This is a genomic window from Streptomyces sp. NPDC107654 (genome assembly GCF_055639035.1).
Window position 1 is genome coordinate 65,983 of the sequence record NZ_JBVKBI010000001.1, and the last position, 16,135, is coordinate 82,117.

Genomic DNA, 16,135 nt, shown 5'->3' on the forward strand with positions numbered 1-16,135 from the left:
CGGTCGCCCGCCGCCGCTCACCTTCCGTCGACGAGCGGGGTGAGCTGTCTGGCCTCAGGCACCCTGGCCGGGGGCTCCTCCAGGCCGAACGAGGTGAACGCCGTCCGGAGCGGCAGCGGGTACGGCTCCTTGCCGGTGAGGGAGTTGAGGATGGTCGCGCTGCGCCAGGCGGCCATGCCCAGGTCGGGGGCGCCGACGCCGTGCGTGTGCAGCTCGGCGTTCTGGACGTAGACCGCGCCGGTGACCGAGGGGTCGAGGACCAGGCGGTACTCCTGGTCGATGCGGGGGCGCTCGCCGCTGTCGCGGCGGATGTAGGGGTCGAGGCCGGCGAGGATGCGGCCGAGAGGGCGGTCCCGGTAGCCGGTGGCGAGGACGACGGCGTCGGTGGTGAGCCGGGAGCGGCTGCCCTGCTGGAGGTGTTCCAGGTGCAGCTCGATCCGGGTGGTGGCGATCCGGCCCGCGGTGCGGACGCGGACACCGGGGGTGAGGACGGCGTCGGGCCAGCCGCCGTGCAGGGTGCGGCGGTACAGCTCGTCGTGGATGGCGGCGAGGGTGCCGGTGTCGATGCCCTTGTGCAGCTGCCACTGGGCGGCGACCAAGCGGTCGCGGACGGGCTCGGGGAGGGCGTGGAAGTAGCGCGTGTAGTCGGGGGTGAAGTGCTCCAGGCCCAGCTTGGAGTACTCCATCGGCGCGAACGCCTCGGTGCGGCCGATCCAGTGCAGCCTCTCCCCGCCGGCCGGGCGGCGCCGGAGCAGGTCCAGGAAGACCTCGGCGCCGGACTGTCCGGAGCCGACGACGGTGACGTGCCCGGCGGCGAGGATGCTGTCGCGGTGGTCGAGGTAGTCGGCGGCGTGGACGACGGGCACGCCGGGGGCGTCCACGAGGGGCTGCAGGGGGTCGGGCACATAGGGGGCGCTGCCGATGCCGAGGACGATGTTGCGGGTGTGGGTGCGGCCGAGGGCCTCGGCCTCGCCGTCGGCGTCGAGCTGGGTGAAGTCGACCTCGAACACGTCCCGTTCGGGATTCCAGCGGACGGCGTCGACCTGATGGCGGAAGTGCAGCCCGGGGAGTGCCTCGGCGACCCAGCGGCAGTAGGCGTCGTACTCGGCGCGCTGGATGTGGAAGTGCTCGGCGAAGTAGAAGGGGAAGAGCCGCTCGCGGTCCTTGAGGTAGTTGAGGAAGCTCCAGGGGCTGGTGGGGTCGGCGAGGGTCACCAGGTCGGCCAGGAAGGGCACCTGCACGGTGGCGCCCTCGATGAGCAGCCCGGGGTGCCAGTCGAAGCCGGGGCGCTGCTCGTAGAAGACGGCGTCGACTTCGGGCAGGGGGTGGGCGAGGGCGGCGAGGGAGAGGTTGCAGGGGCCGATGCCGATGCCGACCAGGTCGCGTGGGGAGGCGGGCTCGTGGCTTGGTGGGTGGGTCATCCGGGGGTGTTTCCTTCGGCGAGTTCGGCGAGTTTGAGCAGCTGGGACAGGTCGTCCGGCCGGGTGTGGGGGTTGAGGACGGTGGCCTTGAGCCAGAGCCGGCCGCCGAGCCGGGCGCGGCCGAGGACGGCCCGGCCCTCGTGCAGCAGGCCCCGGCGTACGGCGGCCACGGTGTCGTCGTCGGCTCCGGCCGGGCGGAACAGGACGGTGCTGATGACGGGCCGGTCGTACAGCTCGAAGCCGGGGTGCTCGCGGATGAGGGCGGCGAACTCGCGGGCGCGGGCGCAGACCTGGTCGACCAGGGCGCCCAGGCCGCCGCGGCCCAGCGTCTTCAGGGTGACGGCGATCTTCAGGATGTCGGGGCGGCGGGTGGTGCGCAGGGAGCGGCCGAGCAGGTCGGGGAGGCCGGCCTCGGTGTCGTCGTCGGCGTTGAGGTAGTCCGCGCGCTGGTGGAGTGCGGCCAGTTCGTGCGGGCGGGCCACGGCGAGGAGTCCGGCGGCGACGGGCTGCCAGCCGAGTTTGTGCAGGTCGAGGGTGACGGTGTGGGCGGCTTCCAGGCCGGCGAGTCTGTCACGGTGCCGGTCGCTGAACAGGAGGCCGCCGCCGTAGGCCGCGTCGATGTGCAGCCGGGCGCCGTGGGCGGTGCACAGGCCGGCGATCTCGGGCAGCGGGTCGATGAGGCCGGCGTCGGTGGTGCCGGCGGTGGCGGCGACCAGCAGCGGGCCGGGGAGCGTGGTGAGGGCCTCGTGGAGGGCGGCCGGGTCCAGCGTGCCGTGGGGCGTCGGGAGGACGACCGGGTCGGGCAGGCCCAGCAGCCAGGCGGCGCGCGGCAGCGAGTGGTGGGCGTTCGCGCCGCAGACGAGGCGCACACCGCGGTGCGCCTCACGGGCGAGGAGCAGGGCGAGCTGGTTGGACTCGGTGCCGCCGGTGGTGACGAGGGCGTCGGCGAGGCCGGCGGTGCGGGCGAGGGTGCGGGCGACGGCGGACTCCAGGGCGGAGGCGGCCGGGGCCTGGTCCCAGGAGTCGAGGGAGGGGTTGAGGGCGCTCGCGGCGAGGTCGGCGGCGGTGGCCACGGCGAGCGGCGGACAGTGCAGATGGGCCGCGCACAGGGGGTCGGCGGGATCGGCGGCGCCCGCGGCGAGGAGGTGGACGAGAGTGCGCAGGGCGTCCGGGTCGCCGGTGTCCGGCAGGACGTCGCCGAGGGCGTCGGCGACGCGTTCGGCGACGGCCTCCGGTCCGCCGGCGGGCAGGGGGCCGCCTCGCTCTGCGCCGCCGGCCGCGAGCGCGTCGAGGACGGTGGCGAGCAGGGGGCGCAGGGCGTCGGGGCCGGACGGACCGGAGGCGAGGGGCGGCAGGCTCATGGGCTCTCCTCCGGGCAGGGGGACGTCCGGCGGGCCTCCGGGCCCGGGCTTCCGGCTGGGGGTGGAGTTCCAGCTTGTACCGGAAGGGAGCCCTGTGTCCCGGATGCCAGGCGAACGGAACCCGAAAGTGTGTACTGCCGGGCCGGGAAGAGCCGTTGGGGGTGCTCGGGGCCTATGCGCGGAAGTCGTCGGCGTGGTCCCGGGCCCACTGCGCGAAGGTGCGGGCCGGAGTGCCGGTGAGCTGCTCCACCGTGCCGGTGATCTCCGGGGGGACGCCGACGGTCTCCGCGAAGCTCTGCAGCAGCCGTTCGAGCATCTGCGGCGGCACGTGCGGGAAGAGCTCCGGGCCCGCTTCGGCCGGGTCGGTCTCCTCGAACGTCAGCTTGCGGCCGAGGGCCTCGCCGATCGCCGCGACCTGTTCGGCGTTGCTCAGCGCGGCGGGCCCGGTCAGCCGGTGCACGGCGCCCTCGTGGCCGTCGTCGAGCAGGACGCGTTCGGCGACCGCCGCGATGTCGTCCTCGTGGACGGGCGCGGAGAGCCCGTCGGCGAAGACGCCGCGGACGGTGTCGCCGGCACGGATCTGCGGGGCGTACTGGAGGGCGTTGGTGGCGAAGGCGCCGGGCCGCAGGAAGGTCCAGGCGATCCCGCTGTCGCGGATCTGCCGCTCGGCGGTGGCGTGCATGACGTGGATGGGGTGGGTCTCGTCGGCGCCCTCCTGGACGATGGCGCTGGAGAGCAGGACGACGTGCCGTACGCCGTGGTCGCGGGCCGCGTCGAGCAGTGGGGCCGCGTCGGGCAGCGCGTACAGGAAGAGGCTGGTCGCGCCGGTGAACAGGGCGGCGGGGTCGTCCGGCCGGAACCGCACCACCTCGGCCCTCTCGGGCAGCGCGGCCCGCTCGGGGTCGCGGGTCAGGGCCCGGACGGGCTGTCCCGCGGCGAGGAGACGGTCGACGAGGGCTCGGCCGACGTTGCCGGTCGCGCCGGTCACTACGATCACGGTGCCGCCTTTCGGGGGCTGGGTCGACAACTGACCGTACGAGCCTAGGAACGGCGGCCGGTCCCCGCATCGTCGGCGGGGACCAGCCGCGCCCTAGGCCCTCGGACCTACTCCGTCCGCTGCCCTGCCCGTACCCGCAGGGCCCGGGACAGGTCGTCCAGGCGGTCGGCGAGGGTGCGGCGCAGCGCCGGGGTGAGGTCGCCGTCGCGCAGGCAGGCCTCGCCGAGCGCCAGGTTCTCGGCGTCGACGGCATGGGCCGGGAAGCACCAGCGGCCGACGGCGACGGCGATGGCGGGGCCCCGGCGGGCGGCGAGCGCGACCGCGTCCGAGTAGAAGCGCGGCACGTACTCCCGTACCAGATCGGCCTGTTCGGGCTGCCAGAAGCCCTGGGCGGTGGCCGTGAAGAGGTAGTTGGACAGGTCGTCGCCGGAGTACATCGCCTCCCAGGCGGCGCGCTTGGCCTGCGGGTCGGGCAGGGCGGCACGGCAGCGGGCGGCACCCTCCTGGCCGGTGGCGCTGGGGTCGCGCGCCAGCTCGGCGGCGATGGCGTCCTCGTCGGTGGCCCCGAGCACGGCGAGCCGGGCGAGGATGCGCCAGCGCAGCTCGGGGTCGAGTTCCGGACCGCCGGGCACCGTGCCGTCGGCGAGCCAGGCGGCGATGGTCTCGGGGTGGGCGGCCACGGAGATAAGGTGGCGTACGGCGATCAGCCGCAGGCCGGGGTGGTCGCCGTCCTCGGTGCGCCGCAGCAGGTCGCGGCAGAGCGAGGTGAGGGTGGCCAGGGCGGCCGGGCGGTCCTCGGGCGTCAGGTACTGCTCGGTGAGCTGGCCGGCCGCGAAGGCGAGGACGCCCTGGGCGACGGCCAGGTCGGTCTCGTACGGCAGGTGGGCGCGCGCCGCGTCCAGGTAGGCGGCCGGCGGGAGTGCGCCGTCGCGGACGGCGTCCCGCAGGGCGTTCCAGACGACCGCGCGGGTGAGCGGGTCGGGCAGGCCGGACAGTCCGGTGCGGACCGTCTCGAAGGAGGCGGCGTCGAAGCGGACCTTGGCGTAGGTGATGTCGCCGTCGTTGAGGAGGACCAGTGCGGGGCGCTTGCCGATGGGCTGCGGGGCGGTCTGCGGGACGTCGAGGTCGACGCGCTCGCGCAGCACCAGGCGGCCCTCGTCGGCGACGTCGTGGTCGTACAGGCCGGCGCTGAGGCGGTGCGGGCGGCTGCCCGCGCGGTCGGCGGTCAGGGCGCAGGTGCCGCCGGCCGAGGTGATCACCGGGGTGAGCGTGTCGACGCCGGTGGTGCGCAGCCAGCTGTCGGCCCAGGCGTGCACGTCGCGGTCGGTGGCGGAGGCGAGGGAGTCGATGAAGTCGGCGAGGGTGGCGTTGGAGAACTTGTGCCGCTCGAAGTGGGTGTTGATGCCGGCGAGGAAGTCCTTCTCGCCGAGCCAGGCGGCCAGCTGGCGCAGCGCGGAGGCGCCCTTGGCGTAGGAGATGCCGTCGAAGTTGAGCAGGGCGGAGGCCGTGTCGTCGACGTCCTCGGGGGCGACCGGGTGGGTGGTGGGGCGCTGGTCGGCGTCGTAGCCCCAGGCCTTGCGGGTGACGCCGAACTCGGTCCACGGGTCGGTGAACCGGGTGGCCTCGGCGGTGGTCTGGTAGCCCATGTACTCGGCGAAGGACTCGTTCAGCCAGATGTCGTCCCACCACTTGAGGGTGACGAGGTCGCCGAACCACATGTGGGCCATCTCGTGCGCGATGACCATGGCGCGGGTCTGCCGTTCGGTGTCGGTGACGGCGGAGCGGTAGACGAAGTCGTCGCGGAAGGTGACCAGGCCGGGGTTCTCCATGGCGCCCGCGTTGAACTCGGGCACGAACGCCTGGTCGTAGGAGTCGAAGGGGTACGGCTCCTGGAACTTCTCGTGGTAGCGGTCGAAGCACGCGCGCGTGACGTCGAGGATCTCGTCGGCGTCGGTGTCGAGGTGGGGTGCGAGCGAGCGGCGGCAGTGGAGGGCGAAGGGCAGTCCGCGGTGTTCGGTGCGCACCGAGTGCCAGGGGCCGGCGGCGACGGCGACCAGGTAGGTGGAGATCAGCGGGGTGGGCGCGGCCTGCCAGGCACCGTCGTCGCGGCGGGCGGTGACGCCGTTGGCGAGGACGGTCCAGCCCTCGGGCGCCTTGACCGAGACCTCGAAGACGGCCTTGAGGTCGGGCTGGTCGAAGGCGGCGAAGACGCGCTGGACGTCGTCCATGAACAGCTGCGTGTAGACGTACGTCTCGCCGTCGCTGGGATCGGTGAAGCGGTGCATGCCCTCGCCGGTGCGGGAGTAGCGCATGGCCGCGTCGACGCGCAGCTCGTGCTCTCCGGCGGTGAGGTTCCTCAGCGGCAGCCGGTTCTCGCTGAGCGACTCCGGGTCGAGGGGGTGTCCGTCGAGCGTGACGCTGCGCAGCTCGGCGGGCTTCAGCTCGACGAACGTGTCCCCGTCGGCCCGCGCGGTGAAGCGGATCGCGGTACGGGAGTCGAAGGTCTCCGCACCGGTCGTGAGGTCCAGATCGACCGTGTACTGGTGGACGTCGAGGAACTGTGCTCGGAGCTGCGCTTCGTCGCGCGTGAGTACGGACATGCACGCCATGCTGCCTGATGGGACCGACAGCGCACAGGGGCGGACCGGTACACGGCCTTTGTCCCCCGTGCGCGCCCCGGCCGGCCGCCCGGCCGGCTCCCCGGCGAACCGCCGGGCCGTCCCTGGCCAGTGGCTGGTCAGACGCCGGCCGGCCCACGCCGGTCCGTTGTTCAGGCGTCGCGCGCCGGGTGCTCGTTGTGGGTGTCCTCGGCGATCCGCTCGTGGTGCCGGATCACCTCGGCGATGATGAAGTTCAGGAACTTCTCGGCGAACGCCGGGTCGAGCTTGGCGTTCTCGGCGAGGGTGCGCAGCCGGTCGATCTGCCGGGCCTCGCGGGCCGGGTCGGCGGGCGGCAGCTGGTGTTGTGCCTTGAGGCGGCCGACCTGCTGGGTGGCCTTGAAGCGCTCGGCGAGCATGTGGACGACGGCGGCGTCGATGTTGTCGATGCTGTCGCGCAGCCGCTCCAGTTCCTGGCGGACCTCGGGATCGACGGCACCGGAGCCGGTGTTGCTGGTGGTCATGAGGGCCAACCTTATGCGCTGGACCAAACTGCCTCAGGGAGTGTCCGGGGAGTGGATCACGGGTGGATCGGCGGGGTCCGGGACGCGGTCGCTCCAGCCGCCGGGGACGGCACGGCCCTGCTGGGCGCGGAACCGGACGGGGGCGAGGCCGACGCGCCGGGTGAACAGCCGGGAGAAGTAGGCGGGGTCGTCGTAGCCGACGCGGCGGGCGACGGCCGCCACGGGCAGCTCGGTGGCGGCGAGGAGTTCCTTGGCCCGGGCGAGCCGGATGCCGAGCAGGTAGTCCTTCGGGGTGCACCCGGCCGCCCGGCGGACCGCGCCGCGCAGCTCGGCGGTGGTCATCCCGTGCCGTGCGGCGTGGTCGGCGACGCTCAGCGGCGTGCAGGCGTCCCGGGCCAGCGCGGCCAGCACCTGCTCGCCGTCGGGGGCGAGGTCGGCGCGGGCGCGGCGCAGGGCGACGAGGAGTTCGTGGACGGCGGCGGCGGTCTCCACCTCCAGCAGGGGGTTGCCGCGGCGGGCGGCCCGGACGACCCGGGTGATGACCGCGCGCGGGCCGGTGGCGTCGGAGAGCGGGACGACGGGCCGGTCGGGTTCGATGTAGCCGAGTTCGCGGTAGGCCGCGGTGGCGGGCCCGGCGAAGTCGACGAAGCCCTCGTCCCAGCCGGTGTCCGGGTCGGGCGCGTAGTGGTGGGGCACGCCGGGGGTGAGCCACAGCAGGGCGGGCGCGGTGACGGTCGTACGGCGGCCGTCGGCGCCGCGGTACCAGCCGCCGCCCGAGCCGACGACGACGGCCACGTGGTGGTCGAGGGTGCGCGGGCCGACCGTGGGCAGCGCGCCGTGCTGCAGACCGACGCCGAGGCAGACGAGGCCGAGGCGGTGGTGGGCGGGGCCGGGGCTGAAGAACCGCATCCAGGTCCGGTACATCGGCGCTCCTCCTCCCGGCGTTCCGCGCGGCGTGCGTTGTCGTCCGGGCGGCGCGTTGCCATCCGGGCCGCACGTCGTCGGCCGGGCGGCGCCGGCCTCCTTTTGTCCAAGCAGCGCCGATCTTCGTCCATGGCGCCGGTCGCCGGAAGAGGGCGACGGTGGAGCGCATGGACGAGAGCACGGTGGGGCGCGGGCGTATGAGCGCGTTTTCGGTGGGGGAATCGGACTTCCTGCTGGACGGGCGGCCGGTGCGGCTGCTGTCGGGGGCGCTGCACTACTTCCGGGTGCACGAGGCCCAGTGGGGGCACCGGCTCGCGATGCTGCGGGCGATGGGCCTGAACTGCGTGGAGACGTACGTGCCGTGGAATCTGCACCAGCCCCGTCCGGGAGCCTTCCGGGACGTGCGGGCGGTGGGCCGGTTCCTGGACGCGGTCCGGGAGGCGGGCCTGTGGGCGATCGTGCGGCCGGGGCCGTACATCTGCGCCGAGTGGGAGAACGGCGGCCTGCCGGCGTGGCTGACGGGCGAGCCGGGCACGCGCGCGCGTACGCGTGACGAGCGCTACCTGTCCCACGTCCGGGACTGGTTCCACCGGTTGCTGCGGGAGATCGTGCCCCGCCAGCTGGACCGCGGCGGTCCCGTGGTCATGGTCCAGGTGGAGAACGAGTACGGCAGCTACGGCAGCGACACCGGCTATCTGGAGGAGCTGGCCGGCCTGCTGCGCGCGGAGGGGGTCACGGCCGTGCTGTTCACCTCGGACGGCCCCGAGGACCACATGCTGACCGGCGGCTCGCTGCCCGGGGTGCTCGCCACGGTGAACTTCGGCTCCCACGCGCGCGAGGCGTTCGGGACACTGCGCCGCCACCGCCCCGACGGCCCGCTGATGTGCATGGAGTTCTGGTGCGGCTGGTTCGACCACTGGGCCGGCGAGCACGTCGTACGGGATCCCGGCGCCGCCGCCGGAGCGCTGCGGGAGATCCTGGAGTGCGGGGCGTCGGTGAACCTCTACATGGCGCACGGCGGTACGAGTTTCGGGGGCTGGGCGGGCGCCAACCGGGGCGGCGGCGCGCTGCACGAGGGCCCGTTGGAGCCGGACGTGACCTCGTACGACTACGACGCGCCGGTGGACGAGTACGGGCGCCCCACCGAGAAGTTCTGGCACTTCCGCGAGGTGCTGTCCGCGTACCGCCCCGGCCCGCTGCCCGACCTGCCGCCGCCGCCCGTTCCGCTGGGCGCCCCCGCCGGGGCCGTGCTCACCGGGTGGGCGTCCCTGGCGGACGTGCTGGAGGCGCTGGGCGGCCCGGAGACGGCCGCCCCGGTGCCGCCCACGTTCGAGGAGCTGGGGGTCGTCCGGGGGCTGGTGCGTTACGCGCTGGACGTGCCCGGGCCGCGCCGGCCGTACCCGCTGACCGTGCGCGGGCTGCGGGATCTCGCCGTGGTGTACGTCGACGGGGAGCGGGCCGGGGTGCTCACCGAGGACGAGCCGGTGCTGAAGGAGCCCGTCGCGGGCCCCGCGCGCGTGGAGCTGTGGGTGGAGTCGCTGGGACGGGTGAACTACGGGCCGCGGCTCGGCGAGACCAAGGGCGTGACCGGTGGCGTCCTGCACGAGCGGCAGTACCTGCACGGGGTACGCGCGCGTGGGCTGGATCTGGACGCGTTCGCGGACGGTGTGGCCGCGGTGCCCTTCGGCGGGCTGCCCGGGGAGGGGGTGCCGGGCCTGTACCGGGGCACGGTCACGGTCCGCGGGGCCGGTGACGCCCGGCTGGAGCTGCCGGGCCACACGCGGGGCTTCGTCTGGGTCAACGGCTTCGAGCTGGGCCGCTACTGGTCGGTCGGTCCCCAGCGGTCGCTGTACGTGCCCGGGCCGGTGCTGCGGGAGGGCGAGAACGAGGTGTGGCTGCTGGAGCTGGACGGGGCCGGGGCGGACGGGTCGGCGCCGCGCCTGCTGCCCGTGTGACCGTCACGTCCGTCGCGGGCCCGCGGCCTACAGTGGAGGGAAGTTCCGGCGTCTTTGGGGGTGCCGAGGTGGCGAACGGCGGACCGGTCGAGCACGGCTACCCGCACCTGGAGACGGTGCGGGCCGCCGTCACCGCCCTGTACCGGCGGCTCTCACGGGACACGATCGAGACGTTCTCGTCCAGCGTGGCCCCCGCCGACGTGGCCTTCTGCGACACCGACGACCTGCATCTGGGCGCGCAGCGCGTGGCCCGGGAGATCGTGCGGCACTTCCGGTTGCCGGACGCGCGGCTGATCGTCGGGTTCCGGGAGATGACCCACGCGGCGAACGTGGAACTGGCGGCGGGCCCGGAGTACTTCGTGGAGCTGAACGACCGGTTCCGCACCCACCGCAGGGACATCGGCGCGGCCCTCGCCCACGAGGTGGCGCACGTCTACCTGCACCGCCTCGACCTCTCCTTCCCCACCACGGCGGAGAACGAGATCCTGACGGACACGGCGACGGCCTACCTGGGCGCGGGCTGGCTGCTGCTGGACGCCTACCGGGAGGACGGGGTCTCCTCGCAGAAGCTGGGCTACCTCACCCCGGAGGAGTTCGGGTACGTCGTGGCCAAGCGGGCCCTGCTCTTCGGTGAGGACCCGTCCGTGTGGTTCACCAGCCCGCAGGCCTACACCGCCTACGCCAAGGGGATGGACCGGGCCCGCCGGGACGGGCAGCAGCCGCCGCTGACCGGGGCCGGCTGGGCGGGCCGCCGCCGCTACGCCCACGACCGCCGCTACGCCCGCGACCACCGGCACGACTCGCCCGCCCCGCCGTCCGCCGTGTACTCCTTCACTCCCGACGGCGACGGCCGGCTCCGGGTGAGTTTCCCCTGCCCGACCTGTCACCAGCGGATCAGGGTGCCGGTGCGGGGGCGGGTGCGGGCGCGGTGCGGGTTGTGCCGGACGGTGCTGGAGTGCGACACGTAGGCTGCCGCCGCTGGGCCCGCCGCCAGGTGCCGGACCAGCCCGCGTGGTCCGGCACCCGCCCGGAGGCGGTGGTCCTGGCCCGGTGTCCCGACCGTGGCGGCGGAACGGCGGCGTGCGTCCGCCGCCCGGCTCGTCTCGCGGGAGGGCCGCGGGGGCTACGCCCCGTACACCCGCCCCGGCGGCTCCGCCTCCGCCAGCAGTCCCCGGGCCGCCTCGCCCGCCTCGGCCGGGGTCCAGCGGGCCCCCTTGTCGAGGGTGGGGCCGGGGCGCCAGCCCTCCATGACGGTGATCCGGCCGCCCTCCGCCTCGAACACCCGGCCGGTCACCCCGGCGCTCCGGGCCGAACCGAGCCAGACCACGAGCGGGGAGACGTTCTCGGGCGCCATGGCGTCGAAACCGGCGGCCGGTGCCGCCATGGTCGCGGCGAAGGTACGTTCCGTCATGCGGGTCCGGGCGGCCGGCGCGACGGCGTTGACCTGGACGCCGTACCGGGCCAGCTCGGCCGCCGCGACCAGGGTGAGGCCGACGATCCCGGCCTTGGCCGCGCTGTAGTTCGCCTGCCCGACCGAGCCGAGCAGGCCCGCTCCGCTGCCGGTGTGGACGACCCGGGCCACCGGGGTGCGCCCGGCCCCGGCCTCGGCCCGCCAGTGGGCGGCGGCGTGCCTCAACGGCAGGAAGTGGCCCTTGAGATGCACACGGATCACGGCGTCCCAGTCGTCCTCACCGAGGTTGACCAGCATGCGGTCGCGCAGGAATCCGGCGTTGCTGACGAGGGTGTCGAGCCGGCCGTAGGTCTCCACGGCGGTGCGGATCAGGTCCGCCGCCCCCGCGCTCGTGGCGATGTCCCCGCCGTGCGCGGACGCCTCACCGCCCGCCGCCCGGATCTCCGTGACGACGGCCTCCGCCGGACTGTCCGCGTCCGGCGCCCCGTCCAGCCCCACACCCAGGTCGTTGACGACGACCCGGGCGCCCTCGGCCGCGAAGGCGAGTGCGTGGGCGCGGCCCAGCCCGCGGCCGGCACCGGTGACGACGACGACCCGGCCCGCGCAGATTCCGTCCATCTCAGCTCTCCTTGTCGGCGGTCGCGGCATCGAGGAAGGCGGGCCGTTCCCCGCCGCCGTGCACGTGCAGGCCGGCCCCGCTGACGTAGGCGGCGGCGTCGGAGGCGAGGAAGACGGCGGCGGCGCCGACGTCGGCCGGGACGGCCAGCCGGCCCAGCGGGACGGTGCGGGCGACGGCGGCGACGCCGTCGGGGCCGCCGTAGTGGAGGTGGGCCAGATCCGTGTGGACCATGCCGACGACGAGGGTGTTGACGCGGACCTCCGGCGCCCACTCCACGGCCATGGTGGCGGCCAGGTGGGCGAGTCCGGCCTTGGCCGCGCCGTAGGCGGCCGAGCCGGGTGAGGGGCGGTCCCCGCTGACGCTGCCGACCATCACGATCGAGCCCCTGCTGCGCCGGAGGTGGTCGTAGGCGGCGAGGGACGCGGTCAGCGGGGCGACCAGGTTCAGCTCGACGACCTTGGCGTGCCGTTCGGCGTCGGCGTCGGCGAGACGCCGGTACGGGGTGCCGCCGGCGTTGTTGACGAGCACGTCGAGCCGGGGCAGTCCGGCGAAGAAGGCCCGGACGGCGGGCGGGTCGCGCAGGTCGAGGGGGGTGAACTCGACCCCGGGCAGGGGCTGTTCCGGAGGTCGGCGGGCGCAGGCCAGGACGTGTGCGCCCGCCTCGGCGAAGGCCCGGGCGATCCCGGCGCCCACTCCCCTGGTGCCGCCGGTGACGACGACGGTGGTGCCGCGCAGTGAAGTGCCTGCGGGGCCGTTGGCTGCGGGGCCGTTGGCCGCAGGGCCGTTGGCCGAAGGCCCTTTGTCCACAAGGTGGTTGTCCACAGGGCGGTTGTCCACAGGGCCTCCCGCTTGTCCGCGCCGACTGCTAGCTTCGAAGCCTCACACCTAACAAATGTTTGGTGGAAAGGTAGCTGATGCGCCCATGGGTGTCTCCTGTTCGTCCCCGGAAAAGGGGATTTCCGTGGTCACCGTCGACTATCCGCCGGTCAACGCGGTGCCGGTGCGCGGCTGGTTCGCGCTGGCGGAGGCCGTGCGCACGGCCGGCCAGGACTCCGGGATCCGGTGCGTGGTCCTTGCCGCCGAGGGCCGGGGGTTCAACGCGGGCGTGGACATCAAGGAGATACAGGCGGCCGGACACGAAGCCCTGATCGGCGCCAACCAGGGCTGCGCGGAGGCCTTCGCCGCGGTCTACGAGTGCGAGACCCCGGTGGTCGCCGCGGTGCACGGCTTCTGCCTGGGCGGAGGGATCGGGCTGGTGGGCAACGCGGACGCGGTGGTGGCGAGCGAGGACGCGACCTTCGGGCTGCCCGAGCTGGACCGGGGCGCACTGGGCGCGGCGACCCATCTGGCCCGGCTGGTCCCGCAGCACCTGATGCGCGCGCTGTACTACACCGGGCGCACGGCGAGCGCCGCCGAGCTGCACGGGCACGGCTCGGTCTGGGCGGTGGTGCCGCGCGCGGAGCTGCCGGGGGCGGCTCTGGAACTGGCCCGGCAGATCGCCGCCAAGGACGGACGGCTGCTGCGCATGGCCAAGTCCGCCCTCAACGGCATCGATCCGGTCGATGTGCGCCGCAGCTACCGCTTCGAGCAGGGCTTCACCTTCGAGGCGAACCTGAGCGGACTGGCCGACCGGGTCCGCGACACGTTCGGCGGGTCCTCGACGGAGGGGGTGTAGATGGCCGACAAGACGATGACCGCCGAGGAGGTGGTGTCCCGGCTGGCGAGCGGGATGACCCTCGGCATCGGCGGCTGGGGTTCGCGCCGCAAGCCGATGGCGCTGGTCCGGGCGCTGCTGCGGTCCGGCATCGGTGATCTGACGGTCGTCTCGTACGGCGGCCCGGACGTCGGCATGCTGGCCGCCGCCGGCCGGATCCGCCGGCTGGTCACCGCGTTCGTCACCCTCGACTCCATCCCGCTGGAACCGCACTACCGGGCGGCGCGCGAGGGCGGCGGCTTTGAACTGACGGAGGTGGACGAGGGGATGTTCCAGTGCGGGCTGCGGGCGGCGGCACAGCGGCTGCCCTTCCTGCCGGTGCGGGCGGGGATCGGCTCGGACGTCATGCGGGTCGATCCGCGGCTGAGGACGGTGACCTCGCCGTACGCGGACGGGGAGACGCTCGTGGCCATGCCCGCGCTGCGGCTGGACGCGGCCCTGGTGCACGTCAACCGCGCCGACCGGCTGGGCAACGGCCGGTATCTGGGCCCGGATCCGTACTTCGACGACCTGTTCTGCGAGGCGGCGGACGCGGCCTACGTCTCCTGCGAGCGGATCGTGGACACGGCGGAGCTGAGCAAGGAGGCGGCCCCGCAGTCGCTGCTGCTGAAACGGCTCGCGGTGACCGGGGTGGTGGAGGCGCCGGGCGGCGCGCACTTCACCTCCTGTGCGCCGGAGTACGGCCGGGACGAGGAGTTCCAGCGGCGGTACGCGACCACGCCCTGGACCGAGTTCGCCGCGACGTTCCTCGGCGCCGACGAGGCCGCCTACCGGTCGGCGGTCCGGGAGTGGCGGAAGGAGCGGGAGCGATGAGGGCGACCCGCGCGGAGTACTGCGTGATCGCCTGCGCGGAGGCCTGGCGGGGCGCCGGTGAGGTGCTGGCGAGCCCGATGGGCCTGATTCCGTCGCTGGGCGCGCGGCTGGCCCGGCTCACCTTCGCGCCGGACCTGCTGCTGACCGACGGCGAGGCCCTGCTGGTGCGCCCGGACGGCACCCCGGAGGGCTGGCTGCCCTACCGGCAGCACCTGGAGCTGGTGGCGGGCGGCCGGCGGCACGTGATGATGGGCGCGAGCCAGCTCGACCGGTACGGCAACCAGAACATCTCCTGCGTCGGCGACTGGACGCGCCCCCGCAGACAGCTGCTCGGGGTGCGCGGAGCCCCCCTCAACACACTGAACAACCCCACGAGTTACTGGGTTCCGAGACACTCCCGGCGGGTGTTCGTGGAGCGGGTGGACCTGGTGTGCGGCGTGGGGTACGACCGGGCGGCGGAGCTGGGCGGCGCGGCCCGCTACCACCACATCGCGCGGGTCGTCACCGACCTCGCCGTGCTCGACTTCGCCACGCCCGACCGCACCATGCGGCTGGCGTCGGTGCACCCGGGAGTGAGCGTGGCGGAGGTGCGGGAGGCGACGGGGTTCCCGCTGGCCGTGCCGGACGAGGTGCCGTGCACCCGGGAGCCGGAGGCGGCCGAGCTGCGGCTGGTCCGTGAGGTGCTGGACCCGCAGGGGGCGCGCACGCGCGAGGTGCCGGAGGGGGCGGGGAGCTGATGGAGACCGCGCTCACCCGGCTGGTCGGGGTCCGTCATCCGATCGTGCAGACCGGGATGGGCTGGGTGGCCGGGCCGCGCCTGGTCTCGGCGGCGGCGAACGCCGGCGCCCTCGGCGTGCTGGCCTCCGCGACGATGACGCTCGACCGGCTGCGCGACGCGATACGGGAGGTGCGGTCCCGTACGGACGCGCCGTTCGGGGTGAACCTCCGGGCCGACGCGGGCGACGCACCGGACCGGGTGCGGATCCTGCTGGAGGAGGGGGTCCGGGTGGCCTCCTTCGCGCTGGCCCCGTCCGCCGGGCTGATCGCCGAGCTGAAGGCGGCCGGGGTGGTGGTGATCCCGTCCGTCGGGGCCCGGCGGCACGCCGAGAAGGTGGCGGCCTGGGGCGCGGACGCGGTGCTGGTGCAGGGCGGTGAGGGCGGCGGCCACACCGGCGAGGTGGCGACGAGCGTGCTGCTGCCGCAGGTGGTGGACGCGGTGCGGATACCGGTGGTGGCGGCGGGCGGCTTCTTCGACGGGCGGGGCCTGGTGGCGGCGCTGGCGTACGGGGCGGCCGGGGTGGCGATGGGCACGCGGTTCCTGCTCACGTCCGACTCGACGGTGCCGGACGCGGTGAAGGCCCGGTATCTGGCGGCGACGGTCCGGGACGTCACGGTGACCCGGGCGGTGGACGGCCTGCCGCACCGGATGCTGCACACCGACCTGGTGGCGGCGCTGGAGCGGTCGGGGCGGATACGGGCCTTCGGGCACGCGGTGCGGCGGGCGGCGGGCTTCCGGCGGCTGTCGGGGCTCACCTGGCGGCAGCTGGTCCGCGACGGTCTCGCCCTCCGGCACGGCAAGGAGCTGTCCTGGAGTCAGGTGCTGCTCGCCGCGAACACGCCGGTGCTGCTCAGGTCGGCGATGGTGGACGGGCGTACGGACCTGGGGGTGATGGCGGCCGGGCAGGTCGCCGGAGTGATCGACGACCTGCCGTCCTGCGCGGAGCTGGTGGACCGGATCATGCGGGAGGCGGAGGGGGTGCTGACCGGACTGACGGGACTCGGGACCGCTCGGTGAGCCC

General features: G+C 74.5%; 14 protein-coding genes. 6 read left to right on the forward strand and 8 right to left on the reverse strand.

Annotation, left to right across the window (positions count from 1 at the left end):
• Positions 1-17 precede the first annotated feature (17 nt).
• The 6 genes from ACZ7N4_RS00295 to ACZ7N4_RS00320 form a co-directional block, all read right to left on the reverse strand.
• On the reverse strand, positions 18-1,421 hold the full coding sequence (locus ACZ7N4_RS00295) for a lysine N(6)-hydroxylase/L-ornithine N(5)-oxygenase family protein (RefSeq protein ID WP_471352009.1): 1,404 nt from the start codon (positions 1,419-1,421) through the stop codon (positions 18-20).
• Positions 1,418-2,782 (reverse strand): pyridoxal phosphate-dependent decarboxylase family protein, encoded by a 1,365-nt coding sequence (locus ACZ7N4_RS00300; protein WP_471352011.1) that lies wholly within the window; start codon positions 2,780-2,782, stop codon positions 1,418-1,420. The genes ACZ7N4_RS00295 and ACZ7N4_RS00300 overlap by 4 nt, the downstream gene beginning before the upstream one ends.
• Positions 2,783-2,954: 172 nt before the next feature.
• Positions 2,955-3,779: an NAD(P)H-binding protein gene (locus tag ACZ7N4_RS00305; RefSeq protein ID WP_471352013.1), complete on the reverse strand. Its 825-nt coding sequence runs from the start codon at positions 3,777-3,779 to the stop codon at positions 2,955-2,957.
• A gap of 107 nt (positions 3,780-3,886) precedes the next feature.
• A complete protein-coding gene (gene pepN, locus ACZ7N4_RS00310) occupies positions 3,887-6,379 on the reverse strand; it encodes an aminopeptidase N (RefSeq protein ID WP_471352016.1) in 2,493 nt (830 codons plus the stop codon).
• A 170-nt stretch (positions 6,380-6,549) separates the two neighbouring features.
• Positions 6,550-6,900, reverse strand: coding sequence for a chorismate mutase (locus tag ACZ7N4_RS00315; RefSeq protein WP_471352018.1), 351 nt, complete (start codon positions 6,898-6,900; stop codon positions 6,550-6,552).
• A gap of 33 nt (positions 6,901-6,933) precedes the next feature.
• Complete coding sequence (locus ACZ7N4_RS00320) at positions 6,934-7,824, reverse strand: helix-turn-helix domain-containing protein (protein ID WP_471352020.1); 891 nt, start codon at positions 7,822-7,824, stop codon at positions 6,934-6,936.
• Between the two features lie 197 nt (positions 7,825-8,021).
• On the opposite strand from ACZ7N4_RS00320, the gene ACZ7N4_RS00325 reads away from it, so the two are divergent.
• Positions 8,022-9,779 carry a glycoside hydrolase family 35 protein gene (locus tag ACZ7N4_RS00325; protein WP_471353116.1) on the forward strand — a complete coding sequence of 586 codons (1,758 nt, stop codon included), beginning with the start codon at positions 8,022-8,024 and terminating at the stop codon, positions 9,777-9,779.
• Positions 9,780-9,847: 68 nt separating this feature from the next.
• Positions 9,848-10,747 carry a hypothetical protein gene (locus ACZ7N4_RS00330; protein ID WP_471352022.1) on the forward strand — a complete coding sequence of 300 codons (900 nt, stop codon included), beginning with the start codon at positions 9,848-9,850 and terminating at the stop codon, positions 10,745-10,747.
• A 155-nt stretch (positions 10,748-10,902) separates the two neighbouring features.
• On the opposite strand, the gene ACZ7N4_RS00335 is transcribed toward ACZ7N4_RS00330, so the two are convergent.
• Together ACZ7N4_RS00335 and ACZ7N4_RS00340 are read right to left on the reverse strand one after the other, a co-directional pair.
• Positions 10,903-11,808, reverse strand: coding sequence for an SDR family oxidoreductase (locus ACZ7N4_RS00335; RefSeq protein ID WP_471352024.1), 906 nt, complete (start codon positions 11,806-11,808; stop codon positions 10,903-10,905).
• Position 11,809: 1 nt separating this feature from the next.
• Positions 11,810-12,544 carry an SDR family oxidoreductase gene (locus ACZ7N4_RS00340; RefSeq protein WP_471353118.1) on the reverse strand — a complete coding sequence of 245 codons (735 nt, stop codon included), beginning with the start codon at positions 12,542-12,544 and terminating at the stop codon, positions 11,810-11,812.
• Positions 12,545-12,731: 187 nt separating this feature from the next.
• Here ACZ7N4_RS00340 and ACZ7N4_RS00345 point away from each other — a divergent pair, with 187 nt between their 5' ends.
• From ACZ7N4_RS00345 to ACZ7N4_RS00360, 4 genes are read left to right on the forward strand one after another with little or no spacing between them, the layout of a single operon-like run.
• Positions 12,732-13,484: an enoyl-CoA hydratase family protein gene (locus ACZ7N4_RS00345; RefSeq protein WP_471352026.1), complete on the forward strand. Its 753-nt coding sequence runs from the start codon at positions 12,732-12,734 to the stop codon at positions 13,482-13,484.
• Entirely contained in the window at positions 13,485-14,336 is an 852-nt protein-coding gene (locus ACZ7N4_RS00350; protein ID WP_471352030.1) for a CoA transferase subunit A, read from the forward strand.
• The gene (locus ACZ7N4_RS00355; RefSeq protein ID WP_471352033.1) at positions 14,333-15,073 is read left to right on the forward strand and encodes a CoA-transferase subunit beta; all 741 of its coding nucleotides are present in this window, start codon (positions 14,333-14,335) and stop codon (positions 15,071-15,073) included. The genes ACZ7N4_RS00350 and ACZ7N4_RS00355 overlap by 4 nt, the downstream gene beginning before the upstream one ends.
• Positions 15,073-16,131: an NAD(P)H-dependent flavin oxidoreductase gene (locus ACZ7N4_RS00360; protein ID WP_471352036.1), complete on the forward strand. Its 1,059-nt coding sequence runs from the start codon at positions 15,073-15,075 to the stop codon at positions 16,129-16,131. The genes ACZ7N4_RS00355 and ACZ7N4_RS00360 overlap by 1 nt, the downstream gene beginning before the upstream one ends.
• Positions 16,132-16,135 lie beyond the last annotated feature (4 nt).

Coding starts and splice junctions, on each gene's coding strand:
- ACZ7N4_RS00355 (WP_471352033.1), top strand. CDS start 14,333: ATGAGGGCGACCCGCGCGGAGTACTGCGTGATCGCCTGCGCGGAGGCC.
- ACZ7N4_RS00315 (WP_471352018.1), bottom strand. CDS start 6,900: ATGACCACCAGCAACACCGGCTCCGGTGCCGTCGATCCCGAGGTCCGC.
- ACZ7N4_RS00335 (WP_471352024.1), bottom strand. CDS start 11,808: ATGGACGGAATCTGCGCGGGCCGGGTCGTCGTCGTCACCGGTGCCGGC.
- ACZ7N4_RS00350 (WP_471352030.1), top strand. CDS start 13,485: ATGGCCGACAAGACGATGACCGCCGAGGAGGTGGTGTCCCGGCTGGCG.
- ACZ7N4_RS00325 (WP_471353116.1), top strand. CDS start 8,022: ATGAGCGCGTTTTCGGTGGGGGAATCGGACTTCCTGCTGGACGGGCGG.
- ACZ7N4_RS00300 (WP_471352011.1), bottom strand. CDS start 2,782: ATGAGCCTGCCGCCCCTCGCCTCCGGTCCGTCCGGCCCCGACGCCCTG.
- ACZ7N4_RS00345 (WP_471352026.1), top strand. CDS start 12,732: ATGGGTGTCTCCTGTTCGTCCCCGGAAAAGGGGATTTCCGTGGTCACC.
- pepN (WP_471352016.1), bottom strand. CDS start 6,379: ATGTCCGTACTCACGCGCGACGAAGCGCAGCTCCGAGCACAGTTCCTC.
- ACZ7N4_RS00360 (WP_471352036.1), top strand. CDS start 15,073: ATGGAGACCGCGCTCACCCGGCTGGTCGGGGTCCGTCATCCGATCGTG.
- ACZ7N4_RS00320 (WP_471352020.1), bottom strand. CDS start 7,824: ATGTACCGGACCTGGATGCGGTTCTTCAGCCCCGGCCCCGCCCACCAC.
- ACZ7N4_RS00295 (WP_471352009.1), bottom strand. CDS start 1,421: ATGACCCACCCACCAAGCCACGAGCCCGCCTCCCCACGCGACCTGGTC.